General features: G+C 47.8%; 15 protein-coding genes. All 15 read right to left on the reverse strand.

Annotation, left to right across the window (positions count from 1 at the left end; translation table 11 throughout):
- Positions 1-81: 81 nt before the first annotated feature.
- The 15 genes from ftsH to yabN all read right to left on the reverse strand — a co-directional run bounded on the left by ftsH (position 82) and on the right by yabN (position 17,967).
- A complete protein-coding gene (ftsH, locus tag GC097_RS20740) occupies positions 82-2,046 on the reverse strand; it encodes an ATP-dependent zinc metalloprotease FtsH (RefSeq protein ID WP_171685232.1) in 1,965 nt (654 codons plus the stop codon).
- A gap of 97 nt (positions 2,047-2,143) precedes the next feature.
- Positions 2,144-2,683 (reverse strand): hypoxanthine phosphoribosyltransferase, encoded by a 540-nt coding sequence (gene hpt / locus GC097_RS20745; RefSeq protein ID WP_171685233.1) that lies wholly within the window; start codon positions 2,681-2,683, stop codon positions 2,144-2,146.
- Between the two features lie 70 nt (positions 2,684-2,753).
- Positions 2,754-4,169 carry a tRNA lysidine(34) synthetase TilS gene (gene tilS, locus GC097_RS20750; RefSeq protein WP_171685234.1) on the reverse strand — a complete coding sequence of 472 codons (1,416 nt, stop codon included), beginning with the start codon at positions 4,167-4,169 and terminating at the stop codon, positions 2,754-2,756.
- A gap of 34 nt (positions 4,170-4,203) precedes the next feature.
- Positions 4,204-5,118: a protein kinase domain-containing protein gene (locus GC097_RS20755; protein WP_171685235.1), complete on the reverse strand. Its 915-nt coding sequence runs from the start codon at positions 5,116-5,118 to the stop codon at positions 4,204-4,206.
- On the reverse strand, positions 5,102-5,821 hold the full coding sequence (locus GC097_RS20760) for a vWA domain-containing protein (RefSeq protein WP_171685268.1): 720 nt from the start codon (positions 5,819-5,821) through the stop codon (positions 5,102-5,104). The genes GC097_RS20755 and GC097_RS20760 overlap by 17 nt, the downstream gene beginning before the upstream one ends.
- A 164-nt stretch (positions 5,822-5,985) precedes the next feature.
- Complete coding sequence (locus GC097_RS20765; protein ID WP_171685236.1) at positions 5,986-9,369, reverse strand: collagen binding domain-containing protein; 3,384 nt, start codon at positions 9,367-9,369, stop codon at positions 5,986-5,988.
- A gap of 199 nt (positions 9,370-9,568) precedes the next feature.
- Entirely contained in the window at positions 9,569-10,291 is a 723-nt protein-coding gene (locus tag GC097_RS20770) for a class D sortase (protein WP_171685237.1), read from the reverse strand.
- Positions 10,292-10,386: 95 nt separating this feature from the next.
- Entirely contained in the window at positions 10,387-12,879 is a 2,493-nt protein-coding gene (gene spoIIE / locus GC097_RS20775; protein WP_171685238.1) for a stage II sporulation protein E, read from the reverse strand.
- A gap of 851 nt (positions 12,880-13,730) precedes the next feature.
- Positions 13,731-14,318: a S1 domain-containing RNA-binding protein gene (locus GC097_RS20780; RefSeq protein WP_167059160.1), complete on the reverse strand. Its 588-nt coding sequence runs from the start codon at positions 14,316-14,318 to the stop codon at positions 13,731-13,733.
- Between the two features lie 105 nt (positions 14,319-14,423).
- Entirely contained in the window at positions 14,424-14,747 is a 324-nt protein-coding gene (locus GC097_RS20785; protein WP_171685239.1) for an FtsB family cell division protein, read from the reverse strand.
- Positions 14,748-14,762: 15 nt separating this feature from the next.
- A complete protein-coding gene (gene yabQ, locus GC097_RS20790) occupies positions 14,763-15,338 on the reverse strand; it encodes a spore cortex biosynthesis protein YabQ (RefSeq protein ID WP_171685240.1) in 576 nt (191 codons plus the stop codon).
- A complete protein-coding gene (yabP, locus tag GC097_RS20795; protein WP_167059151.1) occupies positions 15,335-15,622 on the reverse strand; it encodes a sporulation protein YabP in 288 nt (95 codons plus the stop codon). The genes yabQ and yabP overlap by 4 nt, the downstream gene beginning before the upstream one ends.
- 118 nt (positions 15,623-15,740) lie before the next feature.
- Entirely contained in the window at positions 15,741-16,004 is a 264-nt protein-coding gene (locus GC097_RS20800; protein WP_167059148.1) for an RNA-binding S4 domain-containing protein, read from the reverse strand.
- Positions 16,004-16,276 (reverse strand): HU family DNA-binding protein, encoded by a 273-nt coding sequence (locus GC097_RS20805; RefSeq protein ID WP_029197991.1) that lies wholly within the window; start codon positions 16,274-16,276, stop codon positions 16,004-16,006. The genes GC097_RS20800 and GC097_RS20805 overlap by 1 nt, the downstream gene beginning before the upstream one ends.
- 173 nt (positions 16,277-16,449) lie before the next feature.
- Positions 16,450-17,967 carry a bifunctional methyltransferase/pyrophosphohydrolase YabN gene (yabN, locus tag GC097_RS20810; RefSeq protein ID WP_171685241.1) on the reverse strand — a complete coding sequence of 506 codons (1,518 nt, stop codon included), beginning with the start codon at positions 17,965-17,967 and terminating at the stop codon, positions 16,450-16,452.
- Positions 17,968-17,986 lie beyond the last annotated feature (19 nt).

A 17,986-nucleotide genomic window follows, 5' to 3' on the forward strand; every position in this document is an offset into this window, starting at 1 on the left:
AATGCGTAAAAAAGCCGAAATAACCACAAAAATCCGGGTACACCTGACGTGTACACCGGATTTACGTGTTGCTATCCCTTGTTACTCTTCGGATTGATCCGAATTGGGTTCCTTGTCTTTCTCTTTATCTTTGTCGAACTCTAACTTGTTGCTTTCATTTGCTTGGCTTTGCGGCTGAATGTTCACTTTAACGTCTTCGTCATCTCCGCTAGCATTCAGTTTGCCTTTTTCCAAGAGCTCAATAATTTCGTCTTTATCGAGCGTTTCTTTCTCAAGCAGCGTTTTGGCTACAAGATGCATCTGATCCGCATGCTCCGTAAGAATGGCACGCGCACGATCATAACAAGCACGGATAATGCTTTGCATCTCTTGGTCGATCTCATATGCGATCGCATCGCTGTAGTTCTGTTCATGACCGATATCGCGGCCCAAGAACACTTGACCTTGCGAGCTGCCGAATTGCATCGGACCCAGCTTATCGCTCATTCCGTATTCCATAATCATGCGGCGAACGATGCCGGTTGCCTTCTGGAAGTCACTGTAAGCCCCTGTACCGATCTCGCCGATAAACAATTCTTCGGCAACGCGGCCTCCGAGGAGTCCAGTCACTTTATCGAGCAACTCGTTCTTCGTCTGCATCATGCGGTCTTCGCCTTCTTTAGGCAGCATCATGACGTAACCGCCGGCGCGTCCGCGCGGAACGATCGTCACTTTGTGCACCATATCTGCATTTTCCGCATGATAACCAATGATTGCGTGTCCGGCTTCATGATAGGCGACAATACGTTTCTCAACATCGCTAATAATCCGGCTTTTCTTCTGCGTACCGACAATGATACGGTCAAAAGCTTCCTCGACTTCAGCCATGGAAATGTCTTTACGGTTACGGCGAGCAGCGATTAAAGCCGCTTCATTCAATAGATTCTCTAGATCAGCGCCTGTAAATCCAGTTGTGTAACGGGACAAAGCGTCCAGCTTCACATCTTTGGCAAGCGGCTTATTGCGAGCATGTACTTTCAGTACAGCTTCGCGGCCTTTAATATCCGGACGGTCAACCGTGATTTGACGGTCGAAACGGCCTGGACGCAGTAAGGCAGGGTCAAGAATATCAGGGCGGTTCGTCGCGGCAACGATAATAATACCTTCGTTTGCGCCAAACCCGTCCATTTCAACGAGCAACTGATTGAGGGTTTGCTCACGCTCGTCGTGTCCGCCGCCTAAGCCGGCGCCACGTTGACGACCGACAGCATCGATCTCATCAATGAAAATGATACAAGGCGAATTTTTCTTCGCATTTTCGAACAAGTCACGTACACGGGATGCGCCGACACCGACGAACATCTCCACGAAGTCGGAACCGGAGATACTGAAGAACGGCACGCCTGCTTCACCGGCAACCGCCCGTGCAAGCAATGTTTTACCTGTTCCCGGAGGACCGTTGAGCAGAACCCCTTTGGGGATTCGAGCGCCGACTGCTGCGAATTTCCGTGGATCTTTGAGGAACTCAACAACCTCGACCAACTCTTGCTTCTCTTCATCCGCGCCTGCCACGTCTTCAAATGTGACACGCTTCTTTTCCTCGTTATATAAGCGTGCACGGCTTTTGCCGAAGTTCATGACTTTGCCGCCGCCGCCCTGCGCTTGATTCAACAGGAAGAAAAACAAAATGAAGATAATGACGAATGGGATAATAGAGGTAAGGAAACTAATCCATACGCTATCCCTCTCCATCGTCTCATACGTTTCCGTCGGAACGCCATTGGCTTCAATCAATTGAACGACCAAAGGCTCATACGGAGCGTGCGTTTCAAAGCTCTTCTTATCTGCACCGCTTGGAGGGTTAATGTACTTACCTCTAATCAAATACGTGTAACCATCGAACTTCAACGTTACGGATTCCACATTTTTGGTAACGACTGCTTGGCGGAATTTATCGTAAGTTATTACTTCCTTTTGTTCGTTTTGGGTACTGATGAAATGGACGATACCTACTGTTACCAAAAATATAAGTAAATAAAAACCGGTATTCCGGATAATTCGATTCATCCCAAGCCTCCTCTCGAACGGCACACTTTTATTATTTTACCATATCCCGGTAAAGCACTACAACATAACCGCATTGAAGAAGCCGGGAAGTATGACATTAGGTAGTATAGATCTCTGGTTTCAATATGCCGATAAATGGAAGGTTACGGTATTTCTCTGCATAATCTAGACCATATCCGACAACGAACTCGTCCGGAAGCACATAACCTGTGTAATCAGGTTCGAGCTCCACGGTTCTGCGACCCGGTTTATTAAACAGCGCAACGACCGAAATCGTCTTCGCATTGCGTCGCTCTAGCACATCTATCAGATAACTCAGCGTTAAACCGCTATCGATAATGTCCTCCACGATAAGAATGTGACGCCCTTCTACCGGAACATCAAGATCTTTAATAATCTTAACGACGCCGGATGACTTCGTGGATTGGCCATAGCTCGAAACGGCCATGAAGTCGAGTTCCAACGGTACTCTGATTTGCTTGACAAGGTCAGCCATGAAAATAAAAGCTCCCTTAAGCACGCAAATAACCAATGGATTCTTGCCTTCGTAATCGACGGAGAGTTGCTCTCCTAATTCTTTAATCTTCCCTTGAATCTGTTCTTCACTGTAAAGAACTTCTTGAATGTCGCTGTACAAGGATGAACCCCCTAGATTATATTATGAATCCTTATAAATTTACATTCTAGAAGAACGAAATTTACGCATGTTACTTCAGCACGAGCTTCAGATGAAGCACACGTTCCGTATCGGGTCCGACAAGAGCGTGCTTGGACCTGCGAAAGCCGGCAATCCAAAGGATCTGTCCGGAAGCATCGACCAGTAACGGGATGACATCGCGCCGGCTTAGCGGCATTTTGGCATCAATGAACATATCTTTTACCTTTTTGGACCCGTTTAAACCATGAGGTTCCAATCGATCTCCAGACCTGCGGCTTCGCATATAAAGCGGCAATTGAAGTTGATCCAGATCCAAAAATACGTCCGTTGCCGATGAGAGCAAATCAGCTTTCTCTATCGAACTGACGTGCATCCAAGAGATGAGCAGCCCGGCTTCTATTTCTGGCAAGTTCAGCCCATCCGTATCTAATCCGATCTCATATTCATAAGGCTTCGGCGTAGGAGCAAATGTCTGAAATTGAATGTCTTCATATTCTCTCACAATATAAAGCGCATCATTTACCTGCAAGACTTGATTAGAAACTTGATCTTGTAAGATCAGCTCGCGGATACATTCAATCCGGTTAAATTCCAGCCGGTCCATTCCCAAACAAAGACAGTTTAATATTAATTTAATCAAACGCCTTTGTAAAGCAACGTGCAGTCCGGTGAAATCACTTCTCTCCAGACGGCAAACAGCTCCCTGAAAAGTCACTATCCGGCGTAAAACCCGCTCGGTTTCCCCAGCCAAATAATCATCCTCAGCGCGCATCATATCCGTCAATCGATTCAGCGATTCCGGAAGTTGTTCATTATACTGCTTCAGCACCGGCATGACATCAAGCCGAATTTGATTACGAAAGTACTTCCGCAGCGCATTGCTGCTGTCGTTGCAATAAGTAATTTCATGCTGAAAGCAATAATTCACAATATCTGATTTGTATATACGTAGGAAAGGACGAATCAGTTCCACTTTTTTTTCGCTTCTTCGTTCCGGCATCCCGACAAGCCCGGACGGGCCTGTTCCGCGAAGGATTCTCATCAAGACCGTTTCCGCCTGATCATCCGCATGATGAGCGAAAGCAATTCGCTGAGCCCCATAGTCGGCAGCCACTTGATGCAGGAATTCGTACCGTTTCTCACGCGCGGCGGCTTGACCGTTGAGCGCCGTTTCCTCTATATAAGCCGGGACATCGATAACCCCGATTTCATAAGGGATCCCCCATCTCTTAGCCAGCTCCATAACGAAATCGGCCTCCGCATCGGACTCCGCTCCCCGGAATTGATGATTTACATGGGCTACAACCAACTGCCATTTGAAGCTGTCCGCCAGCGTAAAAAGGACATGAAGCAGCGCCACGGAATCAGGCCCCCCTGAAACCGCAACGACGACGACATCTCCCGGATCCGCCAGCCTCTCTTCTGTTATCCGCTGCCGCACCACGGCGGCAAGATCGACTTCCATGCTGTATTCCTTTCTTCCTCGCTCTTTTACCTGGCTAATTCAACCAATACATATAATAAATCGTGGCCCCAAAAATAAAAATGGAAGCGGCAAAGCAAATTTTCAGCCATGGCATTTTGAGCGCGGGCTGTGCGAGCTTCTTACCTGAGATAAGCTTTCTCCAATAGTGATAGGCTTCTTGTGAGGTGCCGAATTCACTTTTCAGAGCTTTATGCAGAAAAGGCGCAATGTGGGCAGCGGCCGGATTCTCACGGATGATTGCCATAAGCTGCTCCAAGTCCCTGTTCTGAGGCAGCATTTTGTTAATAGCGGAGAAGCGTTGGCGCTGATCGAGCGATTTTAAAAGTAAAATGGCAAATGAAAATAAATCATAGCTCTCTTCCGCTACCCGCTCCCCCATGTTCCAGAAGCCGCGATCGTACACTTCCGTTAACTGTTTAATGGCTCTGCCTTTCGGTGTTACCCCTCCAAAATCAATGAGGTCCACATCGCCATAGTTGGATACGATCATATTCTCAATCTTCAAATCGCCGAACACATATCCGCTCTGATGGATCTCGGTCAGCTTGCGCAGCAGATTAGAGCCAATGACATAGATCCAATCCTGTCCTCGCTTATGCATAAAACGAGAAATTGTCATTCCTTCAATATACCGCATGACATAGAAAGAAACATCTTTCCCGCGAACCTGCATATCATCCGCATCGACTAAAAAATGCTTAAAAGATGTTTCTGTGAGCGATATGGCGAGAAGCGAGTTGATCTCCGATTGATGGTCAACCGTTTCATGTCCCGCTTTCAACGCAAACCGGACCGTTCCTCTTCGTACGAGAACCACAACACCGTTAGAGCCAGCACCTAATAAACGTTCAACCACATAGCTGTGGCCGTTCCATTTGCCTTGGATCTCTGCCCCTGGACGGAAGGCTTCCTCATACCACGTAGTCACTCAGCATCCCATCCCCGGTCGTTGGTATGACAGGCTTCTCCGTTACGAACTGCAGCGTTTGCAGGAGCGCCGGACCTGTCGGAGTCGTACCCTTCATGTTTATTTTATAGAACATCTTATCTAAATTTGCAAGTTGATTCGTCCAATCGAGATCCATCTCCAGCTCTTGGTCTCTTGTTTTGGTGGAAGGGAAATGAAACACCGCTAATTCACTTTTGCCGCTGCGCGCTCTGAGACTTAGCAGTAGATCATGAATGGCTTCCCTTACGGCTGCAAGCTTGGGCTTCATACTAGCACTAGCATCTATTAAAAGCGCTACGCGAAGGGAAGAGGTTTCGCTCATCGAGTCGATCACCTGAACCACCTCAGCCCGCTTCTCCGGCGGAAGCTGCTCTAATTGATTAATTCCCAGAATACTTTGCAATTCTTTGCCTACCGCATGCTGAATCGTTGTCGTTACGGTTTTGCGTGTCATCATCTGAACGGTTTGGGACAGTTGGCCCGAATTAACAATCCGGCTCATCCCGCCGCCCGCCGCGGCAATCTCCCGAATTTCCTCGGAGCCCAGCATGCCTAGCTCCCCTTGGTCGACCACACCGATGACATTCACTGTTACGCCTTCTGTATGCGCTTGTGCGGCCGCGATTACCGGACTCACACCAACATTCGAGCATCCGTCTGTAATTAACAAAATCTGCTTCATCATGATATTTGCCTCCCTGGCCCAAGAAAAAGTTTTGCTCTCTAGCAGTTCTTCTCCTAGTTTTTCCATTTTTGAGAGGGTCTAATCACGAGGTAAACAGAACGGCAAAAAACAGTTAGCCGGCTAGTGCGGCTGACTGCTTTTTGCAAAAGTACACTTGCGCTTTATGGCTTACGCCGTCTTTTTCTCAACATAAAGCCAGATAGAACCAAAGCTACTCCCGCTAGTTTCACAGCTGTATGGCTGGACTCTCCGGTTACAGGAAGTGTTTCCGCGTGATTGTCAGGCTGATTCCCTCCCCCTTCGTTATCACCCTTCACTGGAATAAGCCCCCCGGTTGGTGTCGGACTGGCATTGGGAGCAGATTCGTTCGACGGTTTTGACGTTCCAGCCGGAGTCGGACTTGGACTTGGATTTGGTTTTGTACTCGGACTTGGCGAAGCCGACGGTGCCGGCGTCACGCTTGGCTTCGGCGTTGGCGAGGCGCTCGGAGTCGGAGTCGGGTCTGGATCGGACGGTGTGCTTGGTCCCGACGGCGTCGGCGATGGCGATGGTGATGGTGACGGCGATGGCGATGGTGATGGTGACGGCGATGGCGACGGATCCGGTTGAGACCTTGCATTGGTGACGGTTAAGACCAAGTTCTGCGCCGAACCAAGCGTTATAGAGCGTTCGACACCGTTTAACACATACCCGGCAGGAGCTTTGGTTTCCTTCACCATATACTCACCAGCCAGAAGGCCGGTAAAGTCGGCAGTCCCGTTCGCATTCGTAGTCACCGTGCTAATCAGATCCTTTGTGTCTCCGGACTTGCGGTACAGTTCGAAAGTTGCTCCGCTAAGCAGTAAATTTTCGTTAGCTGCATCAACTTTCTTCACCGATAGAGATCCTCTGACACCGCTGCCAGTGCCGGAACCGCTCGAAACACCTACCAAAACATCCTGAACGGTTTCTTTGGTGACTGGCGTTTCGTTGTTGCCGCTAAAACTGACTTTATTGGAAACGATGTCTTTATCATTGGCTGCAATGAGAGATTGATATTCCAAGATGTAGGCCGAATTAATCTGCTTTGCAAACTTTAATTCAAACGTTTGTCTGCCGTCGTCATAGGATTGGAATGTCACCGTGTAGTCCGTACCCTTTGTCAACTCCGCACCCTTAATTAAATCGCCGCTTGTCGCAAAGAGATGGAATGAATCCGGAAGCAGTATCTGATTCTTCGTCGGTGTATCGAAGATCGCAGCGTCTGATACCGTGGATTTTCCGCGATTGATGATAACTTTCCAGTTTATCTTCTCGCCGCTCTGCTGACCTTCTTTGCTGACATACTCTCCCCCGTGCGGAATGTTAACAGTTGCTGTAAGATCATTCGATACGGGTTTACTGCCGTCAAATAATTTGGCCGAATTATTCACCGTACTATTAATAAGCTGGCCCTCAAGACTCGTTGTAAAGACTAAATAATACGGTGATGAAATTGGTTGTCTGAATGTCACGATTAGCTTATTGTAAGCATCCACATGGTAGTCATAGTTTGATGAATCCACTTTAGAGCCCTTAAAACTCGGCCCATCACCCAAAATATTCATGTTGTAGACAGCTAAGGCAACGGAACCGTTGGAACCTTCCACCAGCTTTTGATTTGATTGCAAAAGGTCCTCGATCACTGCTGACTCAAGCGGTTTCTTGTTATAGTTGAAACCTACTGTCCAAGTGATTTCTTTTGAATTCGCATTATACTCGCCGCTTTTAAACCCATTGTTCTTGACTTCAGCCCTTGGTTCAAAATTAGTGGTTACCGTTTTGGTTTGCCAGACTTCAGTACGATCGAACCATTTGAGCTCGGCCGAATTGCTAAAGATGGTGCTGCCCGCAGGCTGAATCCAATCCAGATTAAATTCCGTTTTGTAGCTAATTGTAATCGGACTGTTAAGCGTATTCTCAAATGTAATTTTCAAGCCTTCGTCAGGGGCTACCGAATTATCGATTGTATACTCTGTTGGATCTAGTATTGTGGTGCCCTTTTTAATGACTAGCGAATCCGGGAGAAGTTGGAGGCCTTTATTCGGAAATGTATCGTTCACAGTAACATGGTACATTTCATGACTATCCCCGTTAATCGCTACGTTCCATACAATCGTCTTAGCCCCATAGTCTACAGTTCCAAAAGTTTTGGCAAGAACAGCCTGCAAGAGAGGCTTTGAAGCTGTTTTAACGATTCCGCTGCCGGAAGTGACTTGGTTCGTTATTAACACATTATTGACAACGGGAATACTTGACTTCGTTACATAGATGATTTTGTAAGCCGATGAAATATCAGTATTAAACTGAAGCTTGAACCCTCTCTTAGCGGTAGCCGTTGCCTGTTGTGGCGTCACTGTATATTCGGAAGCAGGCAATTCACTGCCCAACTCCTCGTCGCCAGTGGGACTGAACGTTACCGGATAGACTTTGAGAGAATCCGGAACTAAATCTTGGGAGTCATTGTATAGGTCTGATAACCACGCTGCCTCCTGGGCAATGTTCCCTTCGTTATAATTGTACATAATTGCCCAGCGGATGGACTGAGAACTGGCTATGTATTCGAGGGCAGTCTTTTCAAGCGGGCTTCCATGCTTTACGGCGACCGTTGCAGTTGCCTGAGCAGTTGTTATGTTGCTTCCCTCCAACTTTGCGGTGTTCACGAATGGCCCTTTGGATTGGTCAGCGATTGGCGTCGTATATTGAATGCGGTAGGCAGAAACAATAGGGCTGTCTGTAAAGTGTAAAGAAAGAACATTCCCCTCCGTACTCACCGTATACTCGCTGCTGTCCACCAAATCACCCTGAACCGTTGTGCCATTCAATTGTACATCCAGATGGTAAACGGCAACTGTTACCGGAACGGAGAGCCCTGTGGGTATAGGATCTGTTATAATAGCGCCCTGAATGGAGTCCAGAGATTTGTTCACATCGACAGTCCAATCTATTTGCTTAGCATTGAACCCCTTAGCTACACCGGTTTTGCTAATTGTAGAAGAAACTGTCGGTTTGAAGGTGAGCGTAAACACCTGTTCTCCGGAATGAATCGGAATTTTAATAATTTGCGTGGTGCTTCCTGTAATCTGGCTTTTATTGAACTGGGTATTGAGTGAGAGAGTGCCCTTCACATTGTCATGGCTTTCAATGTAGTTATTAAATGTAATCACGACTTGATGACTGTCTTTTCCTACATGGAACGTTCCTACCTGATCATCCCCCATAGTCAGATTGCCGCTAATATCATTGAATAGTAAAAACTGCTGCGGCAGATCAAACGAATAGGTATCTCCGGCACGGTGACCGTTTGGCAGAGACCAAGTATAGTCCAGTTTCACCTTGGCCCCTTGATCATAAACGTTGCCCGTCACCACTTGTCCCGCACTGTCGTATACCACCATAGTCACACTGTCCAAAATACTTTCTGTAATTGCGGTAGCACCGACCTTCGTTGAAAAGCTAATCCCGTACAGGCTTTGCATGAATACTAAGAGGGCAATTAACAAAACCTTCGTCTGTTTATTGAACATTTTTCTTTCTTACCTCCATTCCTGACTAGTAACTGGACCTAAAAACGGGCAATTCACAACGTTTGAAACAAAATGTATCAAAAATACCATCAGTATACAATACAAATTGTATCAACGTCTACATTATATGATACATTATGTATTGTATACGTGTTGTTTATATGACAGAATAAATGAGATGCAGCATAACTGCACTCACTTATCCTTTTGATTCCACTATTTTCCCCTTTACTATTAACCGCTGTGTCGGATTTACCATAGGGTGGCAGGTGACTAACGTAATTTCTCGATCTTTGCCATTTCCCTTCAAAACGGAAACATCAGTCGGAAGGACATACTCCTTGTCCTCTACAATGTAATCAAACTGTTTGCTCCCCGTATCCACCTGAATGACATCCCCTATATCGACTTCATCCAATCTGTTGAAATTTTTCCCGTAGGTTAAGTTCCTATGCCCGGCAATGGCATAATTGCCGAGTTCGCCAGGTTTACCCGTATTGGCAATGCTTGCAAGGGAGACTTTTAAATTCTCTGCGGTTGCGTCAGTCAAAATTGGGAGCTTTAAATTTATTTTTTTAATAACCAACACGCCCTCTAAATTCTTAGGCATCATTGGCGTTGGTTTCGGTGCAGCCGGCGTGTTCAAAGGTTGGCTTGTTTGCAGGCTTGCTGCGGGAGCGGCGGAAGAAACGGCATCTGTCATGTTTCCCGGGTCGACCTCGGCGCCAGTATCAGCCGGACCCGCTGTGTTCACCGTCTCCATCTCCTCGGCCGCAACTTGATCCATTGCTTGCATATTTTCTTGCCACTGCTCCAAAATTCGCTGTTGGCGATAGCTTTCGTATCGATCATTGATCGAAGGATAAAGAAAAACCATGATGCCAAGGAGGATAAAACTGATTGAAAGCGTTTTCTTAATCATTCGGTGCCTGCCTTTCTTGAATTTCTCCGATGAAGCTCTACAGCCAAAAAGCCGCAACAGCAAATGAGCTGCTACAGCTTCACTTTCCCACCTGGCTAGCTGACGGTTTTGGGGCGCTCCATGCGCGTGATCCCCGGCCAGCGGAACGTAGCCCACTCCGGCTGCCGCTTCTCTACACGGGCAACGACGACCGTCATATCATCTTGGATTTCGCCATGATGGTGACGGAAAATCCGTTCCAACAAGCAATCCGCGAACTCTTGCGGGTAGGTGGTGTCTATTTCATGAATCATGCGCTTCATCCACATCTCCTTATTCACCGCATGACCTGGCGCATCATAGATACCGTCCGTCATCATGACGAGAATATCCCCCGATTGAAGCGGAATGGATACCAGATCGACATCGATCTCGCTCAAAATCCCCACGGGCAAGTTATTTGCGGAGATGGCAATAACCTCATTCCCACGCTTAATGAAGCTCGGGGTTGAGCCGATTTTCATGAACGTCGTATTTGCATTATACATGTCAATCAACGCCATATCCACCGTCGCGTACATCTCGTCGGAGGAACGGAGCATAAGCACGGAGTTCAGCGACTTAATCGCGAGCTTCTCGTCCATGCCCGACTGCAGCAGCTGCTGCAGGATGCTAAGTGCGGTCTGGCTCTCAGCCCGCGCCCGCTCGCCGTTGCCCATGCCGTCGCTAAGCGCAACGGCATACTTGCCATTGCCCAGCTCCACCGTGGAGAAGCTGTCGCCCGAGAAGAGGTCGCCCCCTTTGGCTGCGCCGGCGACCCCGGTCTCAACCTCGTATTCCTTGGCGGAGCCGAATACGACCGTGCTGTAGCCTTCGCCGCGCTCATGCATTTCCTCGCGCATCACGGCGACATTCTCGCCGATGATTTCGCTCAGCAGCGGGGCAATGATTTTCCGGCATTCATCGAAGCCCTTCGTGTATTGATGAATGATTTCAATCTCAATATTTCCTTCGTCCAAGGAAATAATATCGATCGTATGAATAGATAAGCCCAGCTCCTCCAGCGCATTACGGATTTGCTCTTCCTGAAGGAACAATTCCTGTCCTTCCCGCTTAATTTCCTTCGCCAGGTCCTCCATCACCTGCGAGACGCCGGACAGCTGATCCGCAACGAGATGCCGGCTGTCCATAATCTGTTTTTTCCAGTGTAAATCATTTTTGTATAAACTGTACTGTTGTTTCATCACATCCAGTACCTGCTCAGGCTTATTACATACTTTCTTCCACTCTGGCGGAATTTGCTTCTTCGTCATATTCTCCTTTGTCTCGATATTCGTCATCATATCAGTCATATATGTGTACGTCTGGTAAAACTTTTGATCCCAGCACTGGCTCTTTTTCCAGCAGGAGTCACAAGCTTTCTGCGCAACAGCATTCATGAAATGTCCAACTTCCTCCTCCTTTCGGCTTACCGCATCATCCGTCGTTAACTGCTTAAAACTGCGCGACAACTGGCGAAACACTTCCGAGAACTGCTCCACACGGCTGGCCGTCACATCGCGTACCCGCTTCGCATAGTCCTGCTGCGATTTGAGATTCTCCTGCGTGCCCGGAACATATTTGGCTAGCGTGAGAATCAGACTCCGCGGTGTAAGGAGGAACAACGTAACGGCGGCAAGCGACTCCCATGCGGAATTCATAACATCGACGCTCGTCCCCATATAGAACGATAAGATCGAAGAACCCAGCAGCATGCCGAAAGCGACAGCGAGGCGATTCCCTTCCTTCAGCAGTCCGGCTAACATGCCTGAGAAAGCAAGCAAGCTCATTTGATAAACGGCATTGCTATTCGCAAGGCTTAAGATAAGTCCTGTGATAACACCAACCGAGGCTCCGAAAGGCGCTCCCCCCACCAGCGCAAATAATAAAATCAAGTACCGGGAGAGCACGTGCTCCACCGTGACAGGCCCTATCACCCAGCTCACCGTCCCTGTCATAACGGAAGCCAATAGAATGATCAAACAGATGATTTCCTCGTGTTTCAAATGATAGTTTTTACGGGTAAGTGTGAATACAGGGATGGCTTGTATGAAAATTAGCGTCAATACCAGACTGAGCAGCGCCTCAACGGTAATCATCATGAGGGTGTACCAGCTTAAGTTAGAAACCACCAGTTCGGCAAAAAGCTGGACCAGGAAGGTTGAGCTGAAGACGAGAATCGGAGCCAGCGACAGATCGGAGCGTTCAAATTTCTCCAGCGCTTTTTGAATGAGCAGGAATACGATAATCTCTGTAACGAGATAGCCGGTATTCGCATGCAGGGACAACAAGCTACCGGCAAATGCCGCAACGCCTACATAGTGTAAAATGTCTCTCCGCGTAAAATAAATAACGGCAATAAATGCTAGAGCAAACGGGGATAGCTGTTCCAAAATCATCGCACGTCCAAGAAGGAAACCCATAACAACGAGAAGAAAAGTCCATCTTTTAGCCACAAAGGCTTGAACAAACCGATTTTCCACCGCAGCACCGCGTGCACCTGTTTTCGCTTTCTGCCATAACCCTGACCATCCGCCACCAATCACTGCACCTAGGCTTCTTCTTTGCATGCTTTGTACACCATCCATTCTTCCCTTATTTGTTTCTCTAGTATAGAGACAATCTAGCAGAAAGTTTGTCAGAATGAGTTGATAGATTCAAAGAAATTTCCGACAAGCCGCGCCAGCCGTGTCATCAGCCCTCATCCCTTGCCTCATCTCGCTTTACCGGATTGAGAGCGTATCCAAAAGTCTGATTGCCCCGAACTTTCGCCATGCAGATGGGGGAGATACCCGTAATTCCATGTCGATTGCAAATGACTATACGATAAATCGTAATCTATTGGTGTGTTCACTCTTTACTATCTCTCACTCTGCCCACTCTGCTCCGCTCAGGCAAATATAAGGGAACGTGAGTACGCTATTTTAACCTTATTAGCCGATTTCACTCACTAAGAGGAACTACAGGGTCCTATTTACCTAAGAACCTCCACATTTCAGCCAAAACAACAATATAGCGGAACATAGTTCCCTCTCAGGAGCGGTAGAAACGAATTTCGGTCAAATAGAGGACTGTAGTTCCCTGTCGCATAAACCATAGCTGCTGCTAAGCCCATTCCCCGCTACAATGCAATCCCCTCACTCAGCTTCCCTATCTCTCATTCAGCCACGCTCTCCCATTCGGTCTCACGATCTTCTCATCCAGTCATCTACCCACTACAAGACGCTCCCTCACTCAGCTTCCTCATCTCTCATTCAGCCACGCTATCCCACTTAGTCTCACTATCTTCTCATCCATTCCTTTCTCCGCTACAGCCCGCTCCCCTCATTCAACTCTACCAACCTCCCCTCATCCAGCCCACGGCCACGCAACATAAAAAACCACATCCGCCTAAGCGAATGTGGTTTTTTATTTGCATCTATTAGTCTCTTCTTCCGCCTCGGCCACCGCGTTTGGACTCGGTGTTCTTCTTCAGAGACGAAATCCGCTCTTCACTATCTTTAAGGAAACGAGATACTTTATCTTCGAACGAGAACGGTCTAGCTCCGCCTTGCTGCTTGTTAAAGCCGCCGCGACCGCCACCGCCGCCACCACGATTGAAGCCGCCACCGCCTGGACGACCACCACCTGGACCGCCGCTTGGAGGACCACTGCGTTCTCCGCCGCTGCTTGGACGACCACCTTGGAAGCCACCTGGACGATCTCCGCTTGGGCGACCTTGATAGCTGCTGCCACCTGTACGTTCAGGACGAGCTGGTCTTTCCTCAACTGGCTTGTCAACCGTTTGCTTGATCGACAGTCCGATCTTGCCATCCTTGTCCACGTTAATCACTTTGACCAATACTTTGTCTTCCAGCTTTAAATGGTCATTAACGTCTTTCACATAATTGTCCGCGATCTCCGAAATGTGAACAAGACCGGTAACTCCTTCAGCAAGCTCGACGAATGCTCCAAAGTGAGTAATCCCCGTCACTCTACCCTCTAACTTGGTGCCAACTTCAATTGCCATAAAGTAAAATGTTCCTCCCTTAAAATGTTGAAAACACTGGCTACGCCGATTATAACCGATGCAGAAACCACGGTCAACACGGCATTCGCCGCTTCTTCAGTCCTGTTATTGCTTCGAGACACTGAGGGGCGTCTCTCCCGTTTTGCTATAGTGAAAATCCCGGCGAATAATTTGATCCAAGTATTCGTCATTATGAAGCCTAGCGATTTCCTTCTGCGTCTGCTCCTTGACCTTCTTCGCATCAATAAGCTGCTGCTCCATATTCGCGACGGCATTTCTCTTCTCGTGAAGCTTAGCGAACTGCCCCCAAATGTTAACGGCAGCCCAGCTCATAAAACATAGGACAAAGATCAAGAGAAAACGCAGTCTTCGCTTTGAGCCTACGCTACTGCTGCGCTTGTTGTTTGGTGCGGTTGCTTGAGCCTGCATGAATAGGAATTCCTCCTACTTTGAGAATAACCTGTGATAGATCGTTACGATTTTACCCGTCAGCTTCTTCAACCAAACAGGGATTACGAAATATTTATGCACAGGCCGAGTCATCCACAGGAGTAATCTCCACAAAGGATAAAGCAATTGTAGCACAATTCTGTATAGGAATATAGCTACAGCTAGTAAAAAGCCCAAAATTATCACGGTTAGACGATATAAGCCAATGATCGGTTTTATAAGAAGAATTTCGACGGTTTTTGCTGTGAATTTGTAAATCGCAATGACAATTCGTATAAGAAGCAGCGTCAGATAAATGACTACACGGCTGAGGAAGGCGAAATAAAAACAAATACCGATCCCCATCCCGAGAAAAATAAACACGCGGACTTGTCCTTCATTGCTGTAAATGAGCAAGCGGAACACGAGGATTGTCGCCACAATCCAATACACCGTATCAACGAGCGGAATCGTCCATCGCGGCAGCTTGAGCTTGCCGGAAAGCACACGAAACACATCGAACATCGCACTTATGGCGACTCCGCCCAAAAACATCATGAAGATCGTATGGAATTGAACGTTCAGGGTCACTTGAATAATTTACCAAGGAACCCCTTGGATTTCTCCTGGGTATTTCCGTCCACATAAGCTAATTCTTGAATGAGTCCTTCAATGGCGACTAACCCTTGCTCCAAGCTCAAATTCTTAATGTGCAAATTTTGCCCTTTAATCATCAGGTAGCCCATTTCCGTTTCCAGGAGGAACTCTTCGCTGTCAAAGCTTTCTACGTTCAAAACTCCGGAGATCTCCAAGAGCTTGCGATTCAACATTTTGATTTCTTGCCGCTTGTTCGTGTTTTTCACGGGTTCCATCATGGCCTGTACCCCTCCTTCATCTATCCTTACGATATGGGAGGATGTCCTATTTTAGAACCATAAAAAAAGCCCAAGATCCCTCATTCGGGAATCCTGGGCTGATCTTTGTTTGGCAGCGTTACTCGGACTGATAAGCTTCTTCCTTGATCAGGGTATACATCTTCGCAGCGTCTTCCTTGCGGGTCGACTCCGAAAGGAGCTCTACGCGAATCGTCACCTTTTTCTGACCAAATTGAATCGCCAGTTCGTCACCGACTTTCACCTGTGTACTCGCCTTGGCATCTCTGCCGTTTATCCAGACACGCCCTTGATCGGACACATCCTTCGCTACGGTGCGGCGCTTAATCAGACGAGAGACTTTGAGAAACTTGTCGATTCGCATTATTTTACAGCGTCTTTAAGCTTGTTGCCCGCTTTGAACGCTGGAACGTTGGATTCCGCGATCACGATTGGGTTGCCTGTTTGAGGGTTACGGCCTGTACGACCGGAACGTTTACGAGTTTCGAAAGTTCCGAAACCGATCAATTGAACTTTATCTCCGGATGAAAGAGCGTCTGTAACTTCACCAAGGAATCCGTTAAGTACAACTTCTACATCTTTCTTCGTTAGTCCGCTTTTTTCTGCAATGTTGTTGATCAAATCCGTTTTGTTCATGTGATTTGTTACCTCCCAAAAATAGTTGAAGATCATGTCTTCTATGTACCAAAGCCGCAAAGCTGAGAGACTTCGAACAAGGTTCAAATATCCCTAAATTATATTTCCATATTCAACCTTACACCTTACACCAAACTTAGTATTCTTCTTTTTTCGCCAAAATCCTTCTATTACTAACGAAGTTTTGTAACTTTTTTTGCTTCTTGCCAGTAATTTTCCATCACTGATAACTCAGTTTGTTCAAAAGAAAGCCCTCTTAAACGTAGCTGATCTTCAATATATGAAAATCTTTGAATAAATTTGCGATTTGTATGCGCAATTGCTTCTTCCGGGTCAATTTTCAGGAATCTAGCAACATTTACGATAGAAAAAAGCACATCGCCCAGCTCCTCAAGCCGATCTTGAGCCGCCTCTTCCGATGAACTGCCGATAGCCTCACGAAGCTCTGTCAGCTCCTCTTCCAGCTTCTGAAGCACCTCTCCGAGCTCCGGCCAATCAAAGCCGACGGCAGCCGCTTTCTTCTGCAGCTTCAAGGCCTTCATAAGACCCGGCAGCTCCCGCGGGACGCCGTCCAGAACGGATTGCTTCGTCACGTCGATGCCTTTCTTCCGCTTCTCCTCGGCCTTCATGGCATTCCAGTTAACAAGCGCCTCGTCGGCATCCTCCGCCTTGTTTTCCCCGAATACGTGCGGGTGGCGGCGAATCAGCTTCTCGTTCAGCGTCGCAATCACGTCGTAAACCGTGAACGTTCCGATCTCCTCTTCCATCTGAGCATGAAGCATGACTTGCAGCAGCAAATCCCCCAGCTCCTCGCACATATGCTCAGGATCATCCTCATCAATCGTTTCCAGCACCTCATAGGCTTCCTCTATGAGATTTTTGCGCAGGCTGGCATGCGTCTGCTCGCGATCCCAAGGGCAGCCATCGGGACTGCGGAGAATTTGCACAATTTCGTGCAGCCGGCCGAACGTACGATAATGAACCTCATCCTTCTCACTTTTAGGAATCCACACAAGCGATAAATTCCCGTAGCCTTTCACATGATCCAGCTCATGGAGCGGCACTTCGATGATCTGTTCTGCACCCGCTACACCTAAGGAGTGGCCTACCACCACGCGATATTCGTCCGGGTATGTATCCATGAGAGAGATTTTGAGATCCGACGCCGTATATGTATCGTACACTTGCCCAATGATCGTATGTACCTGAGGATTTAAAGCATAACGGCTAAGGCTGGTCGCGTCAAGCAGTTGAAAGCCATCGATCGGGTCAAAGCCGAAGCGCAGGAAAGCTTGGTCCAAAAAGCTCTCACCGCCCATGACTTGAAGGGAAATTCCCTCTTCCGGACAGCGCTGCTTCAAAAGCTGAACCGTATATTCCGCCACCATCGGGTGACCCGGTACCGCGTAGATAACCTCGGCGGACGTACTTTTGGCGGATTGGACAAGCGCCTCCGCGATAGATTCGTATACCCCTTCAAAGCTTTGGTGGGCAACGTAATTCGCATCGAAAGTTTGGTAAGGAATTTGGTTGCTGTCCAGCATGCGCACCATTGGATGGTCCACCGTGCGCAAAAATAACTGAGCTTGGGATTGAGCTGCGCTTTGAAGCTTTTTCCAGACGCCTAGCGTGAGCTGGTCTTCGTCGCCCGTTCCGAGTCCGACAACGGTAATGTGAGCTTGGGTTGACATGGTTCGCACCTCCTGAAAT

It is taken from the genome of Paenibacillus planticolens, from assembly GCF_013141725.1.
GTDB lineage: Bacteria > Bacillota > Bacilli > Paenibacillales > NBRC-103111 > Paenibacillus_E > Paenibacillus_E planticolens.